The sequence below is a fragment of the Streptococcus porcinus genome (genome assembly GCF_900475415.1).
GTDB classification, from domain to species: domain Bacteria; phylum Bacillota; class Bacilli; order Lactobacillales; family Streptococcaceae; genus Streptococcus; species Streptococcus porcinus.
The window spans coordinates 528714-555113 of sequence record NZ_LS483388.1 but is presented as its reverse complement, the minus strand read 5'-3'; the positions used below and the strand labels follow the sequence as shown (position 1 = coordinate 555113).

The 26400-nt window shown below is 36.3% G+C and carries 28 protein-coding genes; 4 read left to right on the top strand and 24 right to left on the bottom strand.

The window, feature by feature from the left end; translation table 11 throughout:
• Nucleotides 1-68: 68 nt before the first annotated feature.
• The 5 genes from DQM45_RS02820 to DQM45_RS02800 form a co-directional block, all read right to left on the bottom strand.
• The gene (locus DQM45_RS02820) at nucleotides 69-587 is read right to left on the bottom strand and encodes a hypothetical protein (RefSeq protein WP_003084636.1); all 519 of its coding nucleotides are present in this window, start codon (nucleotides 585-587) and stop codon (nucleotides 69-71) included.
• A gap of 72 nt (nucleotides 588-659) precedes the next feature.
• Complete coding sequence (locus DQM45_RS02815; RefSeq protein ID WP_003085721.1) at nucleotides 660-1178, bottom strand: transcription repressor NadR; 519 nt, start codon at nucleotides 1176-1178, stop codon at nucleotides 660-662.
• A gap of 215 nt (nucleotides 1179-1393) precedes the next feature.
• Nucleotides 1394-2089 (bottom strand): phosphoglycerate mutase, encoded by a 696-nt coding sequence (locus tag DQM45_RS02810; protein ID WP_003084158.1) that lies wholly within the window; start codon nucleotides 2087-2089, stop codon nucleotides 1394-1396.
• Nucleotides 2090-2323: 234 nt separating this feature from the next.
• Nucleotides 2324-2530: a hypothetical protein gene (locus DQM45_RS02805; protein WP_003083391.1), complete on the bottom strand. Its 207-nt coding sequence runs from the start codon at nucleotides 2528-2530 to the stop codon at nucleotides 2324-2326.
• Between the two features lie 72 nt (nucleotides 2531-2602).
• Nucleotides 2603-4456 (bottom strand): heavy metal translocating P-type ATPase, encoded by a 1854-nt coding sequence (locus DQM45_RS02800; protein ID WP_003083554.1) that lies wholly within the window; start codon nucleotides 4454-4456, stop codon nucleotides 2603-2605.
• A 546-nt stretch (nucleotides 4457-5002) separates the two neighbouring features.
• Here DQM45_RS02800 and DQM45_RS02795 point away from each other — a divergent pair.
• Complete coding sequence (locus DQM45_RS02795) at nucleotides 5003-5344, top strand: hypothetical protein (protein WP_003082871.1); 342 nt, start codon at nucleotides 5003-5005, stop codon at nucleotides 5342-5344.
• Nucleotides 5345-5702: 358 nt separating this feature from the next.
• Here the strand turns inward: DQM45_RS02795 and aphA are convergent, their stop codons facing one another.
• From aphA to DQM45_RS02725, 14 genes are all read right to left on the bottom strand, one after another.
• Nucleotides 5703-6440 carry an acid phosphatase AphA gene (gene aphA, locus DQM45_RS02790; protein WP_003084440.1) on the bottom strand — a complete coding sequence of 246 codons (738 nt, stop codon included), beginning with the start codon at nucleotides 6438-6440 and terminating at the stop codon, nucleotides 5703-5705.
• A 305-nt stretch (nucleotides 6441-6745) separates the two neighbouring features.
• Complete coding sequence (locus DQM45_RS02785; protein WP_003084234.1) at nucleotides 6746-7021, bottom strand: HU family DNA-binding protein; 276 nt, start codon at nucleotides 7019-7021, stop codon at nucleotides 6746-6748.
• A gap of 88 nt (nucleotides 7022-7109) precedes the next feature.
• Entirely contained in the window at nucleotides 7110-7706 is a 597-nt protein-coding gene (locus DQM45_RS02780; RefSeq protein ID WP_003085894.1) for a YpmS family protein, read from the bottom strand.
• Entirely contained in the window at nucleotides 7684-8526 is an 843-nt protein-coding gene (locus DQM45_RS02775; RefSeq protein ID WP_003083572.1) for an SGNH/GDSL hydrolase family protein, read from the bottom strand. The genes DQM45_RS02780 and DQM45_RS02775 overlap by 23 nt, the downstream gene beginning before the upstream one ends.
• Nucleotides 8519-9358 (bottom strand): DegV family protein, encoded by an 840-nt coding sequence (locus tag DQM45_RS02770; protein ID WP_003085253.1) that lies wholly within the window; start codon nucleotides 9356-9358, stop codon nucleotides 8519-8521. The genes DQM45_RS02775 and DQM45_RS02770 overlap by 8 nt, the downstream gene beginning before the upstream one ends.
• A gap of 137 nt (nucleotides 9359-9495) precedes the next feature.
• Complete coding sequence (gene recN / locus DQM45_RS02765) at nucleotides 9496-11157, bottom strand: DNA repair protein RecN (protein WP_003083729.1); 1662 nt, start codon at nucleotides 11155-11157, stop codon at nucleotides 9496-9498.
• A 14-nt stretch (nucleotides 11158-11171) separates the two neighbouring features.
• Entirely contained in the window at nucleotides 11172-11645 is a 474-nt protein-coding gene (locus tag DQM45_RS02760) for an arginine repressor (protein WP_003083574.1), read from the bottom strand.
• Nucleotides 11632-12459 (bottom strand): TlyA family RNA methyltransferase, encoded by an 828-nt coding sequence (locus tag DQM45_RS02755; protein ID WP_003085306.1) that lies wholly within the window; start codon nucleotides 12457-12459, stop codon nucleotides 11632-11634. The genes DQM45_RS02760 and DQM45_RS02755 overlap by 14 nt, the downstream gene beginning before the upstream one ends.
• Nucleotides 12452-13321, bottom strand: a complete 870-nt coding sequence (locus tag DQM45_RS02750) for a polyprenyl synthetase family protein (protein ID WP_003084108.1) — start codon at nucleotides 13319-13321, stop codon at nucleotides 12452-12454. The genes DQM45_RS02755 and DQM45_RS02750 overlap by 8 nt, the downstream gene beginning before the upstream one ends.
• Nucleotides 13321-13539 (bottom strand): exodeoxyribonuclease VII small subunit, encoded by a 219-nt coding sequence (locus DQM45_RS02745; RefSeq protein WP_003084065.1) that lies wholly within the window; start codon nucleotides 13537-13539, stop codon nucleotides 13321-13323. Before DQM45_RS02745 ends, DQM45_RS02750 begins: the two co-directional genes overlap by 1 nt.
• On the bottom strand, nucleotides 13514-14857 hold the full coding sequence (xseA, locus tag DQM45_RS02740; RefSeq protein WP_003082735.1) for an exodeoxyribonuclease VII large subunit: 1344 nt from the start codon (nucleotides 14855-14857) through the stop codon (nucleotides 13514-13516). The genes DQM45_RS02745 and xseA overlap by 26 nt, the downstream gene beginning before the upstream one ends.
• A gap of 138 nt (nucleotides 14858-14995) precedes the next feature.
• Complete coding sequence (locus tag DQM45_RS02735) at nucleotides 14996-15835, bottom strand: NAD(P)H-hydrate dehydratase (protein WP_003084720.1); 840 nt, start codon at nucleotides 15833-15835, stop codon at nucleotides 14996-14998.
• Nucleotides 15832-16686, bottom strand: coding sequence for a bifunctional methylenetetrahydrofolate dehydrogenase/methenyltetrahydrofolate cyclohydrolase (locus tag DQM45_RS02730; protein ID WP_003083178.1), 855 nt, complete (start codon nucleotides 16684-16686; stop codon nucleotides 15832-15834). The genes DQM45_RS02735 and DQM45_RS02730 overlap by 4 nt, the downstream gene beginning before the upstream one ends.
• 216 nt (nucleotides 16687-16902) lie before the next feature.
• The gene (locus tag DQM45_RS02725) at nucleotides 16903-17133 is read right to left on the bottom strand and encodes a DUF1797 family protein (protein ID WP_003085121.1); all 231 of its coding nucleotides are present in this window, start codon (nucleotides 17131-17133) and stop codon (nucleotides 16903-16905) included.
• Between the two features lie 277 nt (nucleotides 17134-17410).
• On the opposite strand from DQM45_RS02725, the gene DQM45_RS02720 reads away from it, so the two are divergent.
• The 3 genes from DQM45_RS02720 to DQM45_RS02710 all read left to right on the top strand — a co-directional run bounded on the left by DQM45_RS02720 (nucleotide 17411) and on the right by DQM45_RS02710 (nucleotide 20613).
• Nucleotides 17411-19705 (top strand): ATP-dependent Clp protease ATP-binding subunit, encoded by a 2295-nt coding sequence (locus DQM45_RS02720; protein ID WP_003085648.1) that lies wholly within the window; start codon nucleotides 17411-17413, stop codon nucleotides 19703-19705.
• 112 nt (nucleotides 19706-19817) lie between these two features.
• Nucleotides 19818-20264, top strand: coding sequence for an NUDIX domain-containing protein (locus DQM45_RS02715; RefSeq protein ID WP_003083543.1), 447 nt, complete (start codon nucleotides 19818-19820; stop codon nucleotides 20262-20264).
• Nucleotides 20265-20310: 46 nt separating this feature from the next.
• Nucleotides 20311-20613, top strand: a complete 303-nt coding sequence (locus DQM45_RS02710) for a DUF1827 family protein (protein ID WP_003084009.1) — start codon at nucleotides 20311-20313, stop codon at nucleotides 20611-20613.
• Between the two features lie 247 nt (nucleotides 20614-20860).
• On the opposite strand, the gene ileS is transcribed toward DQM45_RS02710, so the two are convergent.
• The 5 genes from ileS to DQM45_RS02685 form a co-directional block, all read right to left on the bottom strand.
• Nucleotides 20861-23662, bottom strand: a complete 2802-nt coding sequence (gene ileS, locus DQM45_RS02705; RefSeq protein ID WP_003085681.1) for an isoleucine--tRNA ligase — start codon at nucleotides 23660-23662, stop codon at nucleotides 20861-20863.
• A 259-nt stretch (nucleotides 23663-23921) separates the two neighbouring features.
• The gene (locus tag DQM45_RS02700) at nucleotides 23922-24689 is read right to left on the bottom strand and encodes a DivIVA domain-containing protein (RefSeq protein ID WP_037598887.1); all 768 of its coding nucleotides are present in this window, start codon (nucleotides 24687-24689) and stop codon (nucleotides 23922-23924) included.
• Between the two features lie 9 nt (nucleotides 24690-24698).
• Nucleotides 24699-25487 (bottom strand): YlmH family RNA-binding protein, encoded by a 789-nt coding sequence (locus DQM45_RS02695; RefSeq protein WP_003083482.1) that lies wholly within the window; start codon nucleotides 25485-25487, stop codon nucleotides 24699-24701.
• Complete coding sequence (locus tag DQM45_RS02690; RefSeq protein ID WP_003085114.1) at nucleotides 25484-25741, bottom strand: YggT family protein; 258 nt, start codon at nucleotides 25739-25741, stop codon at nucleotides 25484-25486. Before DQM45_RS02690 ends, DQM45_RS02695 begins: the two co-directional genes overlap by 4 nt.
• A gap of 2 nt (nucleotides 25742-25743) precedes the next feature.
• Nucleotides 25744-26391 carry a cell division protein SepF gene (locus DQM45_RS02685; RefSeq protein WP_003084946.1) on the bottom strand — a complete coding sequence of 216 codons (648 nt, stop codon included), beginning with the start codon at nucleotides 26389-26391 and terminating at the stop codon, nucleotides 25744-25746.
• Nucleotides 26392-26400 lie beyond the last annotated feature (9 nt).

Genomic DNA, 26400 nt, shown 5'->3' with positions numbered 1-26400 from the left:
TTCCCAAAAAAATGCAAGCCCTTGCAACAAGGACTTGACGATTAATATTAAGATAATTTCCCTAGCCTTTATTTATGTGCTAAGCGATTCCAAATCCAATAGGCTAAATAAAAATCAACTAACCCATGAATAACAGTTCCTAGCCCAACAAGCCCTAATATGGACCAGATATAAGAAAGTTCTGTATGAGCAGTCATTGTCATTAAAAGAACAACCAAAAATTCTGCAGCTCCATGGATGATATTAATCACTATCGCAAAAGGTAAAGCTTTAAGGGGACTCTGTAAGGTTGTGGGCTTCTTACTTAGATAGAGAGCGGCTACTGCTACAAAAATAAGATGTGAGAGTGCTCTCATAACGATAACAATTGGAAAACCGGCTAAAAAGAATCCTAGTGTTGTTCCGAGTGCAACAAATAAACCCACTGGTAGAGAAATAAATGTGGCGATAAAAAGAGGAACATGGCTCGCTAGAGTGTAGGAAGCTGGACCAATTACAATTTTAACAGGCATAATCATAGGAATCAGTATTCCAAATGCAACTAATATTGATGCGTAAGCAATTGTTTGAGTAGGTTTCTTTGTCATAATAATCTCCTTTTGTTTAAAAGCAATTATAAAACAAAACCTTACAGGTGTCAAGACACCTGTAAGGTTTTGTTAATTGTGATAAAGAATACCGGCTGATGACAATTCTTCTTTAATTTTTTCAAAGCTTCTCTGATCTGGACAAGATACCAAATGACTATGTAGTCCATTGGTTAGTGAGGACAAGAGTTCTGCATGCGAATTGTCAACCTTAGTCATAAAATCAAGTATATCTTGCTGACTTTTAATATTAAGAGGAGCAGTTAACATACCATAGAGAGGATGTTCCACTTCCACCGTTGAAACAATACCACCATTAGCCACAATAATAGATAACTCTTGGAAAGTCTGGTCATTTTGGTGCTGACAAACTAATCTCGCTGTGTAGTCACTTGAATAAAGTGATTGGCGCATAATATAGCCCTTAGGAGTTGAAATAATATCATTTTGCAAAGCTCTCAGTAAGGCAATATCGCCTACAATAAGTTGCCTGCTGACCTGTAGTTCCTTAGCTAACTGACTGGCCGAACATGGCTCTTGGTTAGCTTCAAGGATTTCTAAAATGGTTTTTCGACGCTCTTCTGCTTTCATAAGGACACCTCTCCATTACTTATTAAAGTCTATGTTACCATAAATTCTTAAGCTAGCCTATGCCTTTTCTTATAGCAAAGCTCTAGCAAAATGTAATTTAAAAGGAGACTCTCTGCTAGTAAAAAGATACTAAGAAGAGATTTCTTCATGTCCAAAAAGTCCAAATAACCTAACTTGTGTGGACAAAAAAAGCCCTCACAGTGAGGGCCGTCTGATTACTGACCACCAAGATAGTATTCAGCAGTCAAGTTTAATTTCTCATCAAATTCAAAAACTAGTGGTGGGAAATTAGGAATTTCAACATCCATGATTTCATCATCGTTTAATTGTTTGATATGTTTCACCAAGGCACGGATGGAGTTCCCGTGAGCACCGATGAAGACATTTTTACCGTCTACTAAAGCTGGTGCAATTTTGTCTTCCCAGAAAGGAAGTGCACGTTCTAAGGTTACTTTTAAGTTTTCAGCATCTGGAATAACAGAGTTATCTAAATGTGAATAACGACGGTCAGTATGTGCTGAATGTTCATCATCTTTAGCCATATCTGGAGGCAATACGTCGTATGAACGACGCCAGATGTGGACTTGCTCATCACCAAATTGTTCTGCAGCTTCTGCTTTGTTTTTACCAGTTAACCCACCGTAGTGACGTTCGTTTAAACGCCAAGATTTTTCAGTTGGTACCCACAATTGGTCTGAATATTCAAGAGCAAGATTAGTTGTTTTGATAGCACGTTTAAGAACTGATGTGAAGGCAAGATCAAATTCGATACCAGCTTCTTTAATTAATCTACCTGCATCAATAGCTTGTTGCGTTCCTTTTTCTGAAAGATCAACATCAGCCCAACCAGTGAAAAGGTTAGCTTTATTCCATTCTGACTCACCGTGGCGAGCGAAAACCAATTTAACCATTAGTTAATTCTCCTTTTATTTAAGGTTTATCACCTTTTTACAACATCTATTTTACAAAAAATGGCGTAAAAAAGCTAGTCTATTCCAGATAAAATTGAAAACAGAAGATGTAAATCATGAAAACGTTTCAAAAACAGTGGATAATAAACTCCTTTTTTCAGGATACTAACATGTTGGTGTAGAGAAAAAGGCAAGCTTCAAGTGAGATGCTCGCCCTTATCTTAAGAGACTCTCTTATCTAAAATAATCTCTTTTATATTTTTCAGCAGAACTAATTTTTTGACTACCTCTTTTCAAATAATAGGTTTTAGGATTCTTTTTATTTTTTCTGACTTTATTTTTGGGTAAAAATTTCTCCGATAGGACAATAAAAATAATGACTTTTACAATTGAAAAAATGGCTAATCCTATTATAACAGCTTCGATTCCTAATTTTATCATGTGGTCTACTTTCTATACAAATCTCCTAGTACTAGTATAAACACTTTCAAAGTAAGAATCAAGTTTCCTAATTTATTTAAAAGACAATAAACGTAAACCGTTCAAGATAACAAGAATCGTAGATCCTTCATGACCAACGACACCTAATGGTAAATTTACAACTTGGAAAACATTCGCTAGGATCAGTAGGCTAATAACAGATAGAGCAAAAATAATATTCTGCTTCACTATTCTTTTCATTTTTTTTGATAATTTGATTGAAAATGGAATTCTCGTCAAATCTTCCATGATAACACTATCAGCACTTTCCATTGCAATATCTGTTCCTGAACCAATAGCATAAGATACATCTGCCTGAGCTAAAGCTGGCGCATCATTAATCCCATCGCCAACCATAGCCACAAAACCATACCTTTCTTTAATTTTAGCAAGGTTAACAACTTTATCTTGTGGCATACAATTAGCAACGACTTCATCGATACCCAATTTTTTAGCCACATAATGGGCTGTTCTTTCTTGATCACCTGTTAACATGACAGTCTTAATATCTAAAGCATGCAGCATCTTAATCGCTTTTAGAGACTCTTCCTTAATGTCATCAAGTAAGGCATAATAAGCCATTAAGTCATCTTCTTTACTAACAAATATAAGGGTTTTACCTTGACTCTCTAACATGTCAATTTCAGGCTCAATATGCTCAATGTGAGTTACTCTTTCTAGTATAAAAGATTTCTTTCCGATCCGCCATTCTTGACCATTACTTGTCACCATAAAACCTTTACCAGAAATTTCCTCTGCTTGAATAGGACTAAGATGGATACCTTCACCAATGTAATCCAATAACGCCTGTGAGATAGGATGGATGGACATTTCCTCCGCTGCTTTCACAATTGTGTCAATTTCTGATTTATCACCAATATAATAGCTATCTACTACTGAAGGTTTGCCTTGAGTCAAGGTTCCGGTTTTGTCCATAACAACTGCTTTAATATCACCCATTTTATCAACAATATCACCACCCTTGATGACTAGACCTTTTCTTGCAGCTCGGCTAATAGCTGATAGACTTGCTGGTGTTGAGGAAGCTATCAAAGCACAGGGAGAAGCTACTGTCAGTAAAACCATTCCTCGGTAAAAAGAATCCAACCAAGGCCAAGCAAGAATCAAGTGACAAAATAGGATAAAAAGTGGTACTAAGAGAAGGACAGCCTTAACATAATGGTTTTCTAGACTTTCAATGAAAGTTGTTGTGCGACTTTTTTGAGTTTGGGCAGACTCTACTAAATTGACAATTTTAGCAAATAAAGTGTCCTCATTCTCTACAGTTACTATCATTTCAACAGTTTGCCCTTCATTAATTGTGCCCCCAATTAAGGAATCCTTATAAGTTTTCTCAACAGTGACAGACTCACCCGTAATCATTGATTCATCAAATTGACCAAAGTTACTTTGTAACTCACCATCAATTGGAATGGACTCACCTTTTCGTACTTGCAATTTGTCACCAACTTTTAAAGCTTTGGTTTCAACTTCTTCAACGCTTCCATCATCTCGAATTCTGCGTGCTGTATCTGGTGTAAGATTCATCAATGCTGAAATAGCATGTTTACTTTTTTCCATAGCCATTTCTTCCAAGGTATTGGAAAGGGAGAAAATGAAAATCAATAAAGCTCCTTCTAACCAATAACCGATAATACCTGCACCTACTGCAGCTAAAACCATTAAAATATCAACAGTCAAATGCTTCTTAACAAACAACTCATGAAGACCTTCTTTTGCAGATTCATAACCACCAAGCAAAAAAGCCAGTATAAAAAAAACTGAAGCTAAGCCAGTATACCTTCTTAAAAGTAGTAAACCTACTAAAATCAATAACAGGCAAATAAGTGTTTCCACTAAACGAATATGCCCTTTAATCCAAGCCATTTCTCTTCCCTCCAGATTAGAAATTTTCTCACTATTTAACTCACTTTAATTATAATAATTCTAAATAAAAAAGTCAAGTTATTTAGAATAATTCTAAATAACTTGACCAGCTAAGTAATTTTGGAGAAATATCATTATCAAAAGAAGGAACGATAAGAAGTCAAAAATTTATCATTACTAGTACATAACCTTATCTTTCCTTACGTTTACATTAAAAACACTTAGTTTGTATATCAGCTTTTACGCTAGTAGGCAGTCTGTTGTCTTTTCATACCTTTACATATAATTTTTAGATAAAGAAGTAAGATCTGCTTTACATTAGCTTAACTATGTCTCTAAAGTTAAAATGAAGACTCGAAAAATTTGGTCAGACGCAAGCATAACATTCATTTTAGGTCAAAAATTTTTAATTTAAAAATAATTTGCATCAAATATATTACAAAATAATTTGACAAAAAAGAGAGTTATGAATTAAAATAAACTTGTGATAGTTTTCTGTCACAGAAATTAACGGTATACCTAGCCGAAAATGGAGGAAACTTTTTTATGAAACTAATTTGCAAAAAATTTGCAATGTCTACAATCGCTGCTTTAGCATTAGCTGCAGCATGCCTTACTGCTTCAACTCAAATTGTCAACGCAGATCAAGTTGGAAATGTAAACACTGAAGTTCGTTCAGACGTAAAAGATAACAGCCGTCAAGAGTTATTAGATCTTTTAAAAGAGAAAAACGTTGATGTTGACGAGGCGGAATTGTATTTAGAGATTACAGATGAAAATTATGCAGAACTTTTAGAGAAATTCAAATCTCAACCAGAAGACAAAGTAAAAGCTCATGTTGAAGCCTTCTTTGATGAACTTGCACCAAAACAAGTATCCTTTGACTAATTAAGACTCCTTAAATAAGACAAAAAGCCGCTCTTAGACCGATAGGGCGGCTTTTCTTTTGTCTAGCTACTACTCTCTATTTGGAGCTCCGCTCAATGCTATTAGGAACAGATGACATGATTGATGAAACCTGTTAAATTGAGAAATAGAATTCTAAGACCTTGTTAGCATTATCAAAACTTAATAAGATAAGAATCTTTAAATGAGATTATTTTTCTCTTTTTAAGCTGATACACTTTCATAAATATTGCCGAGTAGAAACTTTATTGCTATAAGAGCTTATAAAGGATGAACTTATCATTTTTAAACTACGAAATATGCCTGATGGAAAGTTGCTAAAGTTTCAGTAATAAAATGATTAATAAGCCGAATTTTCTAAAACTTCTTCCCCATATCCTCCAGCTTGTGGCAATGGTAAGTTTGTGGAATTAGGTGCTCTTAAAATTCTAATGGGTCTAGCACCTGCTTCTCTTGCTGCATGAACATCCTCATCACTATCACCATAGTGGATTTCTGAGCCGTATTTCTTAATATAATATGATTTGTCATACTTATAAGGTTTAATGGCTTTATCTCCGGTATAATGAATAGCAATTGGTTTATCTAAATTAAAGTCTTTGGCTAATGCTTTCGCTGTTTTATCAACTTCACCCTCTTTATACATTGAGCCTCTAGTTCTTCCTGTGATAAAGATAATTTTATCTCCTCGTTTTTGATGCATAGCAATTAATTTTTTTGCATATTCTTTAGGAATAGAATCTTGATCTCCCCGCTTTGCAACAAGATCCCAAAATTTTTGTTTATGAAGAAAATCAAAAGATCCTGGAGTGACATACTCTTTTCCATACTGAAAATATTGGCTACTAAAAAGTAATGTGTCATCAATATCAAAGCTTACGGTCGTTTGTTTCTTACCATCTAGACTTTTTTGAATAGCTTCAATAGAAATAGTCTTCACTTTATCCTTAGCATTTTGAGAAAGTGCTGTCACCCCCTCTTGCGTATAAGCTACTTTGGGTCCACTCGCTTTAACTACTGTGGATGATGTTGCAATAATCCCCAAAATCAAAAGACTACTCATTAACCTTCTCTTCATAAGAACCTCCAAAATATTAAAAGATAAATATAAGGGGCGTTACTCCCTTAGCTAATATACCAAAACAGTCCTCCTATTGCAAGCGCTACCAAAATTACCGACCCATTCTTAAATTCTATCATTTAAACTTACTAGATGGAGAAATGGAGTCTATCTTCTACAACACTGGGTGAAACACGCTTTATAATATGTTAAAGAGGCAGGAAAAACACACAAAATTAACCATGACTAATTTTACTCTCTCAACAAAAAAATCCTTATCATCATCAAGAAAATCTGATGTGATAAGGATCTTTAAGTAAAAATTATTTAACTGCGTCTTTAAGAGCTTTACCTGCTTTGAAAGCTGGTACTTTTGATGCAGCGATTTCAATTTCTGCACCAGTTTGTGGGTTACGGCCTTTACGAGCTGCACGTTCACGCACTTCAAAGTTACCAAAACCGATTAATTGAACTTTTTCACCTTTAGAAAGGAAGCCTTCAATTGCAGCAAATACTGCGTCAACAGCTGCCGCTGAATCTTTTTTAGTAAGGTCAGTTGCTTCTGCAACTTTTGCGATTAAATCTTGTTTGTTAGCCATTTAACAAATCCTCCAATTAATTAATAAGCAATATGCTTTAACAGTTACAATGATATCTAAAAAAAGCTTATAGGTCAAGTATTTAACGTTATTTTGACGATTTCTTGTAAATATCAAAACTTATTTTGTCGTTAATTAAGTCAAGTTTTTTAGCCTTTAGAAAAAGTGGAGTATTACTCCTAATTTTACTAAGGTCAATCATTAAAGATGATTTTTTGGCATTAACAGTTACAAAGTTTGGTAAATCATAACTCGATTTTACATATTGTAATACTTCTGACTCAGGCAAAGGTAAAGTTCCAGCAGAAATTGATGAAACTTGCAGTTGAACGTTCCCATTGGCTAAGGCAATCGGCTGAAAGTAGACATAAAGAGGAACTTCGTATCCTAAGAGTCTGTACTTGCCCTCAAAAATAATAGAAGACGATCCAGCATAGATATTGTAAGTCAAATCCTTAGTCTGGTTATCTTTCAAAAAACTAGCTACAGTTTGATTCAATTGCTGACGGTTAGAATCGATCGTTCCAACTTTAATCGCCTTCTGTTTTTGAACCTTGATTTGCTCTGTTTCTGGTTCTCGAATTTGAATCAAGCGACTACCTATTACAAGACAAAAAGCTAAATTTAGGGCTAATAGAAGGAGAAAAGCCCATTTCCACCAATTAATGTTTGAGTTTCTTTTCATGTTTTTTGATTGCCTCCAATACAGCGTCGGACATTATCTGATAACCAATATTATTAGGATGAAAATGATCACCTGCATATAATACATCATTTAGGACACTTTTCTTATCACCTTCTGAGTGAACAATTCCTTCTTTTCCATCAATCCCCTTATAGAGTTGATCGTTAATAGGAACGAAATGAACATATTTAAATTGGGATAAGGTTATCTTTGTTCTGTGATTCCAATTATTCACTACATCTTGCATTTTTGTTATTTCTGGAAAATTTAAATAAAAGGGATTATAAATACCTAAAACATAGATACGAATATCTTTATTAGCTTTTTTAGCTAATGTAATAATCTGACTCAACCTTTCTTGATACTCTGTCATAGGTTGATCAAAAGTTTCTATTTCAAGATGAGATAAGTGTTTTCGAATAACCGCCATCACATCATTCCCCCCTACAGTGAGAGTCATGATTTGAGCTTTTTTTAGGTCAGATTTAAGTGCTTCATCATTCTGCATGCGTTTTACTATTTGCTGGCTTGTATTACCAGAAATACCGTAGTTTTGAGCATTTACAGTAACATGATAGTGTGATTCCAAATCTTTAGATAAGAGGGGAATAAAGCCACCTTGATTAGTAGAGTCTCCTACCCCTTCTGTCAGGGAATCCCCGATGGCAATATAATTAATATGAACTTTTTCCTGATTTAAAAAATCACTGGCCTTTAATTGGGACCGTGATTTTGGTATAAGCAAATTTAAAACAAGGGAAAAAATCAGGAAGGCTAGGACAAAACAGAGGCTTCCTTTTAGTAAATCCTTCTTACTCATATCTAATCATAACGGCGAAGGCGCCTTCTCCTGTATGAGTTTGAATGATAGAGCCAGTCTCTTGTACAGATACCTCTCCCTTGTAAAAAGGTCTGATTCTCTCTAAAAGCTGATCGGCTAGTTCCCTATCACCAGCATAAGAAATCGCAAGTTCTGCAATTGGCTTTTTAGCTATCTCTTGCATGTGATTTTCCAACCATTTAAAGAAGGTTTTATTTCCTCTTCCTTTTGCAATTGGCTGCAATTGATCAGGTATTAACTCCATTAAAAGGCGAATATTCAATAAGCTACTAATCGCTCCTGTAACACGACCAATTCTGCCACCCTTTACTAGATTTTCTAATGTGGATACGCCAATGTAGAGTCTCGTTTTTTCTTTAACTTCTTCAACCTTGGCTAATATTTCAGACAAGGAAGCTCCAGCTTGGGCTAACTTAGCAGCAGCAAGGACTTGGAATTTTAGTGCTTGATCCGTAAAAGATGAATCTAGAACATGAACTGAAGCACCGGCAATCTCAGCACCTTGCCGTGACGCTTCAATAGTTCCTGATAGGATTGGATTTAAATGAATAGCAATAATCTCACTAGCACCCTGCGCAACCAATTTCTCATAATAATCCGCAAACAGTCCTACCGGTGGTTGACTGGTCTTTGGTAAATGCTTGCTAGCTTTCATTAACTTGAGGAATTGTCCTTCTTCTTTTAAATCATTATCAGAATAAAGCTTCCCGTCAATCATCACAGAGAGAGGCACGACAGTTATATCATATTTATCAATTAGGTCTTGTTCTATTGTAATTGATGAATCTGTAACAATCTTAATATTTCCCATAGTTGTTTCCATTCTATTACTAGTCTATTTCTTAATATTTTAGCATTGATTGACAAATAAATCAAAGCACTCCTGCTTAAGGTTAGGTTGCAAAAAGAAAATAATTCCTAGTCCTTTTCTTCTTATTCAATTTGCCATCACTTTTTCTGTAATAAATCCCGTGCTTGTTGGCGTGCTGTTTCCGTTATGTCATTACCCGCAATCATCTTAGCAATTTCCTCCACACGTTGATCGTCGTCTAATAAGCTTGCTTTTGAAACTGTGGTATCAGCCTTGCTTTCTTTAGAAATATAATACTGATAATCTGCAATGGCAATAACCTGCGGTAAATGTGAAATGGCAAGTACTTGACTATTCTTTCCAATTTTATAAATTTTTTGAGCAATAGCCTGCGCAACACGCCCAGACACTCCCGTATCAACCTCGTCAAAGACAATACTCGTTTTGTCTTCCTTACTTGAAATAGCTGCCTTTATGGCTAACATCAAGCGTGATAATTCACCACCTGAAGCCACTTTAACTAAGGGCTTAAAGCCTTCACCAGGATTTGTTGAAATATAAAACTCAACAGTTTCATTACCATTTCGGTTAAACTTTGAAGGAGTTAAACGCACTTCAAAATTAGCTTTATCCATATATAAATCTTTTAGCTGCTGTTTGATGTCTGTTTCTAATTGATGTGCCAGTTTATGTCGCTCCTGACTTAAAATATGAGCTTGGCCGATTAAATCTTTTTCTACTTTTTTGAGTTGTATTTCTAGCTCTTCATCTGAACTTTCACTGCCCGTCAAAAGCTGATATTCTTTTTCAATATTACTGTAGTAATCTAAGAGATCATCGACATTTCCACCATATTTTCGTGTCAAGCTGTTAATTTGATCCAAACGACTATCTAGTTCTAGGAGTCGACCTGCATCAAAATCCAAATTATCTACAGTATCTGATAACATTTTATTAACATCTTCCAAAATATAGTAAGCTTCCGTAATATTGCTTGCCATTAATTTATAGTCTGGATCAAACGTTTCTATCGCTAAAAGATCATTCATAGCAGAACGGATATTGGACAAACTGGACAACTCCTCGTTGTCTAGAAGAACTGCTGCATTTGCTAGAGTATCAGCGATTTGTTTATGATTCAAAAGCCGCTGTCTCTCCGATTGAATAGAAACATCTTCACCTTTTTGCAAGCCGACTGCCTCAATTTCAGCCATTTGAAATGCCAACATATCAATGCGTTCCTTATGATCACGTGCATTCTTTTGTTTTTCAATGACCTTTTTGCGAAGCTTTTTGTAATTGTCAAAAATCTCTTGATAGGCTACTTTTTGGTTTTGAAATGTTGGATCGCCAAAGGCATCTAAAATTGCTAAATGGTGAGCAGACCTCATCAATTCTTCTTGATCATGTTGGCCATGGATATCAACTAAAAATTGGCCTACTTCTTTTAATGTGGAGAGGTTAACCATCTGGCCGTTAATACGACTGACACTACGTCCGTTAGCAAAAATATCTCGGCGAATGATCAATTCATCCTGAACATCAATACCATTTGCTTCTAGTAACACCATCAACTCAGCCTTATGGTCAATGGAAAAGAAGCCCTCAATCTCAGCCTTTGGAGCACCATGTCTAATCACGTCAATACTAGCACGCGCCCCTAGCATCATATTCATAGCATCAATAATGATAGACTTACCTGCTCCAGTTTCACCTGTAAGAACTGTCATTCCATTGTCAAAACTTAGGGAAATTTCCTCTATAATGGCGAAATTTTTAATCGAAATTTCTAAAAGCATTCCTAACCCTCTCTTTACAATGATTTATTAGTTACCCATCTTGACACTTCATTTCTAATGTAATCAGCATCAGCCTCTGTTTTTGCTAACAAAAGAATACTGTCATCATCTTCGATGACACCAAAGATACGTTCTGCAAAATCAGTATAGAGACAACGTTTCATTACCATGGCATTTCCAGGTACCACCTTAAGATACAGGTGTTGCTTTAAGTCCTGATTTTTCTCTGAAATGGATAAAATACTATTCCGAATGGACAAGGGGCGTTGTGTAATCTTTTTGCCGCTATCTTGAGAAAGACCATAAATGTATGGACCTGAACCAGAAGGTATTTTCACAATCCCAATCTCATTCATATCTCTAGAAATAGTCGCTTGGGTAAGTTCTAAGCCTTGTTCTTTAAGCAAGGCTAATAACTCATGTTGAGTTTCAATATCATGCGATAAAACAATCTTTTTAATTAAATCTAAACGTTCACTTTTCTTCATGTCTGTCAAATTCCTTATGTGCTTTTTCAACAAGAGATGTAATATCTATTTCGTCAATCAAAACCTCTTGTGAGCCTTTTTGCAAATGTATCAAAAATTCAATATTGCCATGGCCACCTTGAACTGGTGAAAAATCTAAACCTTTAATTATAAATCCGAATTTTGTTGCAAAGGCGATAACTTCTTTAATGACTTTTTGGTGGACATTTTTATCCTTGACAATACCATTTTTACCAACCAAATCCCGACCTGCCTCAAATTGTGGCTTGATTAGGGCAATAACTTGACCATTATTAGCTAAAATATCATGAAGAGCTGGTAATATCAAACTCAAGGAGATAAATGAAACATCGATACTTGCAAAAGTAGGTTGCCCCTCTTGAAAATCAGCTAGTTGTGCATAACGAAAATTATACTGTTCCATGCTTCTGACACGGGGGTCTTGTCTAAGTTTCCAAACCAATTGGTTGGTTCCTACATCAACAGCATAAACCAATTGAGCTCCAGCTTGAAGCATGACATCTGTAAAGCCTCCAGTGGAAGCACCTATATCAATTGTGATTTTATCAGCCACGGAAATAGAAAAAACCTCTAATGCTTTTTCAAGTTTCAACCCACCACGACTGACATATTTTAGTTTTTCGCCTTTTAACTTAAGTTCCGTTGTTTCATCGATCTTCTCACCTGGTTTATCATAGCGTTGACCATTTAATACGGCCACAACTAGCCCTGCCATAACTCCTCGTTTAGCCTGCTCTCTAGTATCAAATAGGCCTTGTTTATAGGCTAAGACATCAACTCTCTCTTTAGGCATGCAAGCGTAACCTTTCTATCAAGCAAATAATGTTTTCAGGCTTAAAAGCAACTTTATTTCGTAAAGCTTCTAAAATTGCAATACTTTGATCAATATCTTCATTCAAGACGCAATAAGATTCTTCTAAACCTAGTAGCCGCGGATAGGTCATTTTTTCTGCTACTAAATCTTTGTGAGGTGTTTTACCTAAGTCAGCGAAATCAGCGGTAACATCTAAGATATCATCCCGGACTTGAAAAGCATGACCAACCTTTTGACCAGCCTGATAAATCTCCAGAAGAATCTGCTCATCCACTTCTGCTATTTTAGCTGCTGCCCAAAAAGGATAGGCCAGCAAACAGCCCGTTTTATGGCTATGAATCTCTTGCAACTCTGCTAAAGTTAGCTCTTGTCCTTCTGCTTTCATATCAAGCATTTGACCGCCAACCATACCAAAAGTTCCTGATGAATTCGAAAGAGATTCTATTAAATCAACCTTTATATTAGCTGACAAATTTGTCCCAGCAATTAAGGCAAAGGCATCCAAAAAGAGACTATCACCAGCTAGTATAGCCGTTGCTTCATCAAATTTTTTATGATTCGTAAGGCAACCACGACGATAGTCATCATTATCCATAGCTGGGAGATCATCATGGATCAAACTCCCAGTGTGAATCATTTCAAGAGCAGCTGCAATATCATAATGACTATCTGTTAAAGTCACTGAAAAAGCCTCTAATAGTTCTAATAAGAGGAGGGGCCTAATCCTTTTACCACCAGATTCCGCAGAATATCTAATCGCCGCTATGAGCTGTTCAGACACAGCTTGCTTCTCTTGATAAAAACGGGTGAGTGCCTGATTAATCTTATCTACTTTATTCATCAGGCATCAATCTCAACTTCTGTTCCATCGTTTTGCATGACTTTAACCAAAGTTTTCTCAGCATCTTGCAACGTTTTTTGTAGGCCTTTTGAAAGAATCATTCCTTTTTGAAATTCTGCCAAAGCTTCTTCTAAGGGAACATCCCCATTTTCAAGTTTTGTAACAATAGCTTCTAGTTCTTGTAAGCCTTCTTCAAATGTTTGTTTTTTGCTTGACATTTTTTACCTCTACTTCTATTTGTCCATCTTGTAGTTCAAGGTCTAAAGCATCACCTATTGCTATATTTGCAACTGACGATATAACCTCTTCATCTTTTCGTAAAATCCCATAACCTCTAGCAATGATTCTTTCAGTGTCTAGAGCTAACAGAGTATCCTGAGCTTTTTCAAATCGGGCCAAAGAATAATCATAACGTTTTTGCATATTGATTTGCAACCACTGATCAAGGTAATTAACTTTTTCTTGATAACGACTCAACTTGGCGAGTATATCCAAGGACTGGAGACGATGTCTTAGGGAGACCTCCAGACGTTGAGTTTCAGATAGTTTTTGTTTGATCTGATAGTTCATCTGAGATTGGAGTTGATCAATCTTTTGTAAAAAGCTATCATAAAGGCGCTCAGGCTGCCTAAATATAACGGATTGTGAAAGCTTGGCTAACCTATCTTCTTTTTGCTTAAATAAGCGTAGATTAGCTTGATAGGCTCTATTTTGTTGTTCACTTATCCAAGAAATTATATCAGCTTTAGTGACAGGAGTTGCTAGCTCAGCCGCTGCTGTCGGTGTAGCTGCTCGCCGATCAGCTACAAAATCGGCCAAGGTAATATCTGTCTCATGACCAACACTTGAGATGATGGGTAAGCGTGATTCAAAAATAGCTTGAACAACTATCTCTTCGTTAAAAGCCCAAAGATCTTCAATAGAACCTCCCCCACGACCAACGATTAATAAATCCAAATCTGTTCTTTGGTTTGCAAGGGCAATATTGGTCACTACTTCTTCTGCTGCTCCACTTCCTTGAACTTTAGTTGGAAACAAAAGGATATCAACACCGGGAAAACGCCTAGATACCGTGGTAATAATATCTCTAATAACTGCCCCACTTGGGCTCGTTACAACACCAATTTTTTTAGCAAATTGTGGCAGAGCTTGCTTGTGGTTGTCATTAAAGTAACCTTCTTTACTTAGTTTAGCTTTTAATTGTTCAAACTGAAGGGCTAAGGCGCCAATACCATCTGGCTCTACCTTTTCAATGATAATAGAATAGCTCCCCGAAGGCTCGTAAAGCTGCACACGGCCAACTATATTTACTTTCATCCCTTCTTCTAAATCAAACCCCAATTTCTTGTAGACGCCACCCCAAATAGTAGCTTGAATAACTGCTCCTTCGTCCTTCAAAGAAAAATATTGATGGTTGGGTCTTTTTCTAAAATTCGAAACCTGACCTGTCAGATAAACCCGTTCTAAATAGGGATCACGGTCAAACTTCAATTTAAGGTATTTGGTTAATTGACTAACACTTAAATAATCAGACATCAGGTTTCCTTTCTTTTTGTTAAAGGCGAAAACGCCACTATACAAAAGCAATTATACCATTTTTTCACTTAAAAAGTCTGCTCTAAGCACGAAAAAAGGAGCCTGCAGCTCCTAGTCATTAGTTCTCACAAAAGAAGATTAATTCTGACACCATTTTTTCATCCAATAAGGTATTTGCTCACAAATAGTAGTGGGCAATGCCACATAGTTATCTCTAGCTAGTTGGTCTGCAATATAAGAATGCAAGTAAGTTGCCGCAGCCAGTCTCTCAACTAGACTAGCATTTTGAAATTGACCAGCAAAGCCAGCTATCATACCTGCTAGTGTATCACCCATACCTGCCGTAGCTTGGTAAGGACCCCCAACACCTATTTGAAAGATCTGATCTTGATAGAAAATACTCGTAGCATGACTTTTTGCAATCAGTATAGTGCTATCAGGAAAATGACTTAAAGCTTCTTGAGTAGTCTCTAAGTTCTGTTTTTCAATGGCTAGTCCTGATAAACGTTCCCATTCTTTTTCGTGAGGGGTTAAAACAAGATTCTGACCTTTCTTAACTTGTTTTTTTCCTTTTGCTATGAGGTTTAGGGCAGAGCCATCCAGAATTAAAATCTGCTCCTCTGACACCTGCTCCATCACTGTATCAAATAGAGACTCAGCTTTGCTATTCTCTGAAAGTCCAGGACCGATAAGAATAACGTCCGCAGTCCGTATATGTTGTAAGAATAGGGTTTTGTCATCGACTGAAAAGGCCATTGCTTCTGGTAATTGAGCATGAAGTGGACAGATGTTATCTTTTTCAGTAGCCACAGTTACTAAGCCGGCACCACTATAAATAGCCGCTTTTGCAGCCATGATGATAGCTCCACCATAAGGAGAGAGCCCTCCAATTAAAAGTAATCGGCCGTAATCTCCTTTATGACTTGCTCTTTTCCTTTTGGTAATCACTTGCCTTAAAAATTCCTGCGATAATTTCATTTGCTCACACTTCTTAGGGCGGACTGATAAGTTTGCTCTAGCAACATCGTAATGGTCATTGGACCTACGCCTCCTGGCACCGGAGTGATATAGCTTGCCTTTTGGGACACTTGATCAAAGTCTACATCGCCAATTAATTTACCATTATCATCACGATTCATGCCGACATCAATAACTACGGCTCCTTCTTTGATAAATTCTTCTGTCACAAAATGACCTTGTCCAATAGCTACAATCAGGATATCAGCCTGTTTTGCGAATTCTGCTAAATGCCGTGTTCGTGAATGAGTTAAAGTCACTGTGGCATTTTTATCAAGTAATAACTGTGCCATCGGTTTACCAACGATATTTGAACGCCCAATAATCACTGCATGCTTTCCTTCCAAATCAATACCGTAATCGCTAAACATCTCCATAATACCAGCTGGGGTACAAGGAACCATTAGAGGTCGTCCAGACCAAAGATGGCCGGTATTCATAGGATGAAAACCGTCCACATCTTTTTTAGGATCAATTTCGAGAATAATCTTTTTGTCATTAATGTGACTTGGTAACGGTAGCTGAACTAATATGCCATGAATAGTATCATCTTGATTATATTGATGAATAATAGCAATTAACTCTTCTTGACAAATTGATTCTGACAAACGTACTGTCTCACTCTTAAAACCTGCCGCAATGGCTGATTTTTCTTTATTTCGGACATAAACTTGACTTGCGGGATTATCACCTACAAGTATCACAACTAAGCCTGGAACAATTCCATATTCCCTTTTTAAGTCACTTACTTTTTCAGATAATTTATTTTGTATTTTTTGTCCTAATGCTTTACCATCGATAATTGTAACCATTACTTACTTCCTTTTCTTATTTCTCTCTATTATACCAAAAAGATTAGTAAAGATTCTTTGTTTTTAATAGCAAACCTTCTGGCTGAAGAAACAAAGGCTAAGGTCTTAGCAAAACGAAACTAAGAATAAGTATATCCTTTTGTAAATAAAAATATATTTTAAGTAAAAATAAAAAACTTATTGAAAAATAAGCTTTCTATCCATGCTCCCGCAGCATCAATATAATAAATCGTAAATTTCCATCGCAATTAAATCAATACTATCAAATGAGTATGATTCACGCGCTTCCACATCACGTAATGTAAAAACGGGACCGCTTTCTGGATCATTTGCAAAAGAGACTTCAGCAACTACAACACCATCACGTTCAAAATTTCTTTTTAAATTGCCACCATCATTGACCATCAATTCAAGGCGATTAATGATTCTCACTAAATGTGATTCCATGTCTTTTCTCCTATTCGTTTGTTATCCCTTTTATTCTATCATAAAAATAAATAAACCAACACAAAAAGAACCAATTTTATCAGTTTTTTCACAAACTTTAGGCTTAGGTTAACCTATTCTCTCTTTGTATCCCATAATTATCACTCTTTAAATACAAGTGCTAATTCTTGAACTTTTTGCTTGATTTCCAACCTAAGGGTGCTATAATAAGATTATGAAGTTTGACCATTATTGACTAAATGGTTTTCTTTTGAACAAAAGCCCCAGGAGGTATTTTATGCTTTGTCAAAACTGTAAATTAAACGAGGCCTCTATTCACCTATATGCTAATGTGAATGGGAAGCAAAGACAAATTGACCTTTGTCAAAACTGTTATCAAATTATGAAGACTGATGCAAACAACTCGATTTGGGGCGGCATGCGTTCTAACCCCCAAAATCAAAAAGATTCTTTAAACCCTTTATTTGATGATTTCTTTGGTGATCTCAATAACTTTAGAGCTTTTGGGGACTTACCAAATACGCCTCCAACCCAATCTGGCCGGCAAAATGGTAGTGGTGGGGCTGGTGGAGGCAACAACCACAACGGCCAAGGAGCAATTTCTGGCCAAAACGCAAGACAACCTCAAAGAGAGCCCGGTCTCCTTGAAGAGTTTGGGATTAATGTGACTGATATCGCAAGAAATGGTGATATTGATCCTGTTATTGGTCGCGACGAAGAGATTATTCGCGTTATTGAAATTTTGAATCGACGAACTAAGAATAATCCCGTCTTGATTGGTGAGCCAGGAGTTGGTAAAACTGCAGTTGTAGAAGGCTTGGCTCAGAAAATCGTTGATGGCAGTGTTCCTCATAAACTACAACATAAAGAGGTTATCCGTTTAGACGTAGTTAGTCTAGTCCAAGGAACTGGTATTCGTGGACAATTTGAAGAACGTATGCAAAAATTAATGGAAGAGATTCGTAACCGTCAAGATGTTATTCTCTTCATTGATGAGATTCATGAAATAGTTGGTGCTGGTACTGCTGGAGATGGCAATATGGATGCTGGCAATATCTTAAAACCAGCCTTAGCGCGCGGTGAGTTACAGTTGGTTGGGGCAACTACACTCAACGAATACCGCATCATCGAAAAAGATGCAGCCTTAGAGCGTCGAATGCAACCTGTTAAGGTTGATGAGCCTTCTGTGGAAGAAACCATTACCATTCTTAAAGGGATTCAAGCCAAATACGAAGACTATCATCATGTCAAATACAGTCAAGATGCCATTGAAGCAGCTGCTAATTTATCGAATCGATATATCCAAGATCGTTTCTTACCGGATAAAGCTATTGATTTACTTGATGAAGCTGGTTCAAAAATGAATTTAACTCTTAATTTCATTGATCCTAAAGAAATTGATAAACGTTTAGTGGAAGCCGAAAATTTAAAAGCGCAAGCCACCCGCGATGAAGATTTTGAACGCGCAGCTTATTTCCGCGACCAAATCGCTAAGTACAAGGAGCTACAAAATCAAAAGTTAGACGATCAAGATACTCCTATCATTACTGAAAAGACTATTGAAGCAATTGTTGAGCAAAAAACTAATATTCCTGTTGGTGACCTCAAAGAAAAAGAACAATCTCAATTAGTCAACCTATCAGATGATTTGAAAGCTCATGTGATCGGTCAAGATGCTGCTGTTGATAAAATTGCTAAAGCTATTCGTCGCAATCGTGTCGGTTTAGGTAGCCCAAATCGACCAATTGGATCTTTCCTCTTTGTAGGTCCGACTGGAGTAGGGAAAACGGAATTATCTAAACAATTAGCCATTGAACTCTTCGGTTCAGCTGATAATATGATTCGTTTTGACATGTCTGAATATATGGAAAAACACGCTGTTGCTAAGCTAGTGGGCGCTCCTCCAGGATATGTGGGGTATGAAGAAGCTGGTCAATTAACAGAAAAAGTCAGACGAAATCCCTATTCACTGATACTATTAGACGAAGTTGAAAAAGCTCACCCTGATGTTATGCATATGTTTCTTCAAGTTTTAGATGACGGTAGGCTCACTGATGGACAAGGGCGAACAGTCAGCTTTAAAGATACTATTATCATCATGACATCAAATGCAGGTACCAGCAAAGCTGAAGCCTCTGTTGGTTTTGGTGCAACACGCGAAGGACGTACTAATTCTGTTCTAGGAGAATTAAGTAATTACTTCAGTCCAGAATTTATGAACCGTTTTGATGGCATCATTGAATTCCAAGCATTAAGTAAAGACAATTTATTACATATCGTTGATTTAATGTTAGCCGATGTCAATACACGCTTAGCATATAATAATATTCACCTAGATGTTACAGATAAGGTGAAGGAAAAATTAGTTGATCTTGGCTATGATGCTAAGATGGGTGCTCGTCCACTTAGAAGAACGATTCAAGATTATATTGAAGATGCTATCACTGACTACTATCTTGAAAACCCAACTGAGAAAGATCTGAAAGCCATGTTGACTAGTAATGGCAATATAGTTATCAAAAGTACCAAAAAACTTACTAAAACACAGCCTATTCCTCAGCAAAAGGACTAATATACCAGAGTGCTAAAGATAGCACTCTTTTTATTAATTTTTGATCAAAAATACACATTTTAATAAGTTAAATCAATTAATTTTTAGTATAATAGTAAAAAGGAGGGAGCTTATGACAGTCCCAGTTTTCGGTGAAAAAAGTGATCAAAAAAGCTATCAGACCCGTTATGGTGTTTATGCAATTATTCCCAATCAAAAAAATGATAAAATTATTTTAGTACAGGCCCCAAATGGATCTTGGTTCTTACCTGGTGGTGAAATAGAATATGGAGAAAATCATACTACAGCTCTTGAAAGGGAGTTATTGGAGGAACTTGGTTTTTCAGCAGAAATAGGCTACTATTATGGACAAGCAGATGAGTATTTCTACTCTCGTCATCGCGATACCTACTATCATAATCCCGCCCACCTCTATGAAGTAACGGACTATCACAGGGTATGTGATCCTTTAGAAGACTTTAATAATCTAGCATGGTTTCCAATTGAAGAAGCCATTGACCTCTTAAAAAGAGGGAGTCACAAATGGGGTGTTCTAGAATGGCAAAAACACCATCATTAGTTCTTGCACTAATAATGTTATATATAAAATCAATTTGGAGGGTAATATGAGATTAATCAATACAACAAGCAGTCATCCTGAACTTGTTCAGAATCAACTACGAAATACAGATGCACAGTTGGTTGAGGTCTACTCAGCAGGAAATACTGATGTCGTGTTTACGAAAGCACCCACACATTATGAACTTTTAATTTCCAATAAATATCGTGCTATCAAAGATGAGGAATTAAATACTATTCGTCACTTTTTCCTTAAACGAAAAATTAATCCTGAGTTGGTTATTCCTGGTCAATCAAAAACACTGCACACTAACAATTTGATTGAAATATCTTTCCAAATTAAAGAATAAAGCAGATTTCTCATATTTATAAAGGCCTCAAAAAGTTAAGTAAATTCAACTTTTTGAGGCCTTTATAATGCCAGTAAATAACTTCTTTCTTTAACTAGCCATTATCAGAGTATCTGCATCAATCCAGTCGAAAACAAAAAAACACCCCAAGCGTTAGACTTTTATCTAACTTTTGGGGTGCAGTTTATAAAAAGTGCTTTATTTACCTAAACATTGACTAAGCTTATTAACTTAGTTAATGTTTAGACTATTTATCAGAATCTTCAAAGCCTTCAATAACTGCTTCTGGGAAGTTTTCTTCAATAATTTTGGCACTTGCATCACAAACGAAGGCATTGTATGAACGCATTCTCGTTGTTGGATCAATACGACGAGAACGTTCGCAGACTTCACCAATAGCACGTTCAACAGTGAAAGCTACTCCATCAAATGCTACTGCGCTCGCTGGTGCTTCCTCTAAGTTAGTAATTGTTAATTGTGAAACAATTAATAGAAGTGCTACATCACTATCCAAAGCATTTAAAAGCGTTTTTATTTCCGCGCTAGCATAGATTGTTAAATGCGCTTCAAGAGACTTACCAATAACTTTAGCATTACGAGCTTCTTCTAAGGCTTTTTGAGCTTGGTTTCGCAATAACATAAAGGCTTCCCAAGCATCTAAAATATCATCTTGACCATTGAATGATTCCGCAACTGGTAACTCACTTAGTTGTACAAATTCTTCTTCTTCAAACTCTAGATAAGACCAAATCTCTTCAGCAGTATGCGGTAGAATTGGTGTTAATAGTTTAGTAATCTTAACTAAGATATCATAAAAGACTGTTTGCATTGCACGACGTTGATGACTATTAGTAGCCTCAATGTAAACAACATCTTTTGCAAAGTCCAAGTAGAAAGCTGATAAATCAACTGTAACAAAGTTTACCACAGCCTTATAAATAGCCATAAAATCATATGAGTTATATGCGTCATGGAAAACTTCTACCAGTTTATTAAATTTGATTGTCATATACTTATCAGCTGCAGATAAGTTTTCAAAAGGAACCGTATCAAGGTTAGGATTAAAATCTGAAGTATTAGCAATTAAGAAACGAAGAGTATTTCTGATTTTACGATAAGTTTCAGAAACCTGTCCTAAGATATCCATAGAGACACGGACATCGTTATCAGTATCCACTGAGGTTACCCAAAGACGAAGAATTTCCGCACCATACTGTTTAGTAACATCACTAGGTAAAATGGTATTCCCTTTAGATTTAGACATTTTTTCGCCTTTTCCGTCAAGAACAAACCCTTGGGATAAAATGGCTTTATATGGAGCGTGCCCATTCACGGCAACAGAGGTAATTAATGATGAATTAAACCATCCTCGGTACTGGTCTGATCCTTCTAAATAGAGGTCGGCAGGATAGGTTAGGTTATCGCGAGCATTCATAACACCATTCCAAGATGAGCCAGAATCAAACCATACGTCCATGATATCTGTTTCTTTTGTAAACACTCCATTGGGAGAACCTGGGTGTGAAAAACCTTCTGGTAAGAGCTCCTTAGCATCCTTTTTCCACCAAATGATGGATCCTTCTTTTTCAAAGAGGTTAGCTACATGGTCCGTAACCTCTTTAGACATGATTGCTGTACCATCTTCTGCATAAAAAATAGGCAAAGGAACACCCCAAGCTCTCTGACGAGAGATAACCCAATCACCGCGATCACGAATCATGTTATAAAGACGTGTTTTCCCCCATGCTGGGTGGAAGTCTGTCTTTTCAATTTCTGCTAATATTTCTTCGCGAAAGCGTGATACTGAGGCAAACCATTGCGGCACAGCACGCCAGATAATTGGTTTCTTAGTACGCCAGTCAAATGGATATGAGTGATTTATAAGCTCACTTGCTAATAGAAGGTCTCCTAATTTTTCTTGAACAATTGGTGTGACTTTATCATAGAATTTTCCTTGGAAATCAGGTCCAGCATTTTCCATCATTATGCCACGTTCGTCAACTGTTACTGCTACCTCTAGTTTATACTTAACACCGACATTATAGTCATCTTCACCAAAACCAGGAGCAGTATGGACAATTCCTGTCCCTGAATCTAGCGTTACATGATCACCAAGAATGACATATTCTGTAACTTCTGTATCCCAAGGATGTTCTGTTTCGATAAATTCTAAATCTTTACCTTTATAATGTGCTAATGTCTCAAATTCTACCCAACCAAACTTGCTTGCTAGACTATCTAGCAAACCTTCTGCAACTAAATATTTCTGAACTTTTCCTTCAGGACGAACAAGAACATAATCCAAATCTGGACCGACAGTCAATCCGCGCGAAGCTGTTACAGTGAAAGGAGTTGTTGTCCAAACAACAATATAAGTATCTGTATCTAGTATACCTTTACCATTTTTAACTTTATTGGCATAGTAAAGAGACATTGAATCTATATCATGATATTCAATTTCAGCTTCAGCCAAAGCAGACTCAGATGACCAAGACCAGTAAACTGGCTTTGCTCCACGATAGATATAACCTTTATCAGCCATTGCCCCGAAAACACGAATTTGATTTGCTTCATATTCTGGCATTAGGGTGATATATGGGTTATCCCAATCAGCAGAAACACCTAGACGCTTGAAGTCTTCTCTTTGCTTTTCAACTTGTGACATAGCATAATCACGACACATGTCAAGGTATTCAGCCAAATCCATTTCTTTGCGTTTAACACCTTTTTTAGCCAAGACTTGCTCAATTGGTAGGCCATGTGTATCCCAACCTGGCACATAGGGAGCTTGATAACCAGACATAGATTTAGCCCTTACAATAATATCTTTAGAAATCTTATTTAAGGCATGTCCAACGTGGATATTCCCATTGGCATAGGGCGGACCATCATGCAAGTGAAAAGAAGGTTTACCTTCATTAAGCTCTTGACGTTTTTTGTAAATATCTGCTTCTTCCCATGTTTTTTGCCACTGTGGCTCTTTATTTGGTAAGCCAGCTCGCATTGGAAAACCTGTTTTCCCAAGGTTGAGTGTTTCTTTTAGTTTCATATAAAGCGTCTCCTTTTGTTTCTGCTTATTTGTAAAAATAAAAAAGCCTTCATCTATCCAAAGGACGAAAGCTCGTGGTACCACCTTAGTTTAGAATAATGCCAAGCATCATTCCCTCTTTGCTCGTAAGGTGAGCCCACCTCCTAACTTACTAGATTTCAGTTAGAATGATTGAAAATGATAATTATTAATCAAGGGAATACAGATCTCTCATCATCATCTGCTTGCTGTAACTATTGATTAAATAATCGTGTTTTTCTTAATCTTCAATATTTAATTTAAAAGTTTGTGTTTCATTAAGGTTGATTACTGAATCTGAATAATCGGAATGATCATTTTTTGCAAACTCAGAAGATTCAAGCTCTTTATTACTTTCATCAACTCGTCGTTGAAGCTCAGCCATTTCCTCTGGCGAAAATTGGCGAGTTGCATCAAAGGATGCACTATCATTTGTTTCTGGAATATCTTCGTCAAGAACTTCTTTAACAACTTCTTTGAAAGCGGCATCAGAATTTTGAAGGTAAATAGCTGTGGGTTGCAATAACTCATCCCATTCTGGGGAATTTGATAAACTTAGTTGAGACTCAATAGATGAAATTAGACGTTGGTGGAAAACACGTGTTTGACGTTTCAATTCTTCAGTTTCAACTGCAACTCTTTTCGCTTCATCAGTAGCATCACGCAACATTTGGTTAGCCTTTGCTTTTGACTCATCTAAGAGATGCTGTGCATCATAATTAGCCTTACTTACCAAGTTACTTGCTTCAGCATTGGCAGATGCCTTTACTTTTTCAGCAGTTTCTTGTGCAAGAATAACGGACTGACTTAGTGATTCTTTCATTTCATCAAAGTAAGCTAATTTTTCTTCAAGAGTTTTGATTTTCGCTTCTTGCTCACGGTTTTTCTTAACAAGAGCTTCATAATCATCGACAACGATATCTAAAAATTCATTAACTTCTTCTTCACTATAACCGCGTAATTTTGTTTTAAATGTTTTATCTTTAATTTCAAGTGCTGTAAGTGCCATTGTATCTCCTTATTTTTGCATTGTTTTGCTTATTGTAAGTTTGTACTTTCCATTTTTGGTTAAACCATTATCCTGTAAAAGTTGAAACCTCCCAAAGCCTCTAACACTAATCAAATCACCAATTACAAGTAAGTCTGAAGCTTTTCTTGAAACCCGGTAATTGATTTTTACTTTTTCAGACTCGACTAATTTGATGGCCTGACTTCTTGATAGCTTAAAAACATTAGCAATCAAGGTATCCAGTCTAAAACTCGAAAGAAGCAATTCTAAGTGTTTCTCATCAACATTAGCCTGAATAAGGTCTTCTAACGAACCCTCTTTCAAATTCACACTAGCCCTAGCAATTTTCGAAATATTTGTTATGGCGTAAGAAAGCATTGATTTTGTTGTCATTACTTGAGCATGTCCAGGTGCTACTAAAATATCACCTAATAAACTCCTTTGAATGCCTAATTCATGAATAAAAGCACCTAATATTTGAGCATGTTTTATTGTGTTAAATTTAGCATTATAGCTTATGTCAACAATTGCAAGTGCAAAATCACATTCATTTAAATGATAATAATCGGGTGCAATAATTACACGTCCATATTCGGTATGGTAAAAATCACTTGACGAGAAGCATTGAAGATCAGAACTTGCTACTAGTATTTTAAGTATCTCTACTTGCCTTGGATTCAAAAATTCAGTCAGATAAAAAGAATAAGAATCCTCAACACGCCGAATAATATCTTGTATTTTTTCAATAAAGGGAGTTTCACTTGGATGAAAATGTTGTTTAAAATCTTTTGTTGTCATCCTACCAGTAGTCTTATCAAAAAATTACTTAAAAAATTGAGAGCAATCATAACCACGAAAACTGTAAAATCGATACCTGCAAATTGTAGCGGTAATTTTCTAAATGGCTGTAAAACAGGTTCAACTAATTGACAAATGAAACGGCCTAACCAAGTATCATAAGCGCCTGGAAACCACGATAGTAAGGCATAACCAAGTAAAAGGTATGAATAAACCTTAATCAAGTTGAGAACGATAACTAAAATAACTATCATAATTAACGTCTCTTCATATCAAAATCATAACCAAAATCTTGGTTAGTATTTGGAATATTCATATCTTCAATATTAACAGATACATTAGAAGGGGTCAATAGATACATTGACGAACCAACTTTTTGTAGTGAACCATATAAAACTTTACTAGCACCATCAATAAAATCTAAGCAACGTCTCGCTTGAGCATCTAACATATACTGAAAATCTATCAAAACACATTCATTTTCAATAAGTAAATCAACAATTTCTTGAGCATCTTCATACTTCTTAGGATACTTCAAAGCAATCCTTGTTTGTTCAACTCTTGAGCCCTCTGACAAGATATCTTGTTTTTTTACATGTGAACCCGAACCGTACTGAGTTTGTCTGCGTTCTGATGTATCTGAGGGATTAGAGCGTACTTGTGATTGATAGTTAGGAAGAGGTTGTTGCTCTGCCTTATAATTACGACTAGGTTGAACTGGTCTATTCGAAGGCTGGTTTGTTTTATTAACTATCTGCTGTTGAGAGCTCTGTCGAGCAGTTTGATGTGGTCTTTGACTCTGTTGCTCCTCTACTTGCTGAACTGGAACATCTTCTTCCACTTCACTGACGTCATCAGTATCAAAGTAAGATACCACTTTATTAATTGTATCCTTAAATGCCATCTTTTTTCT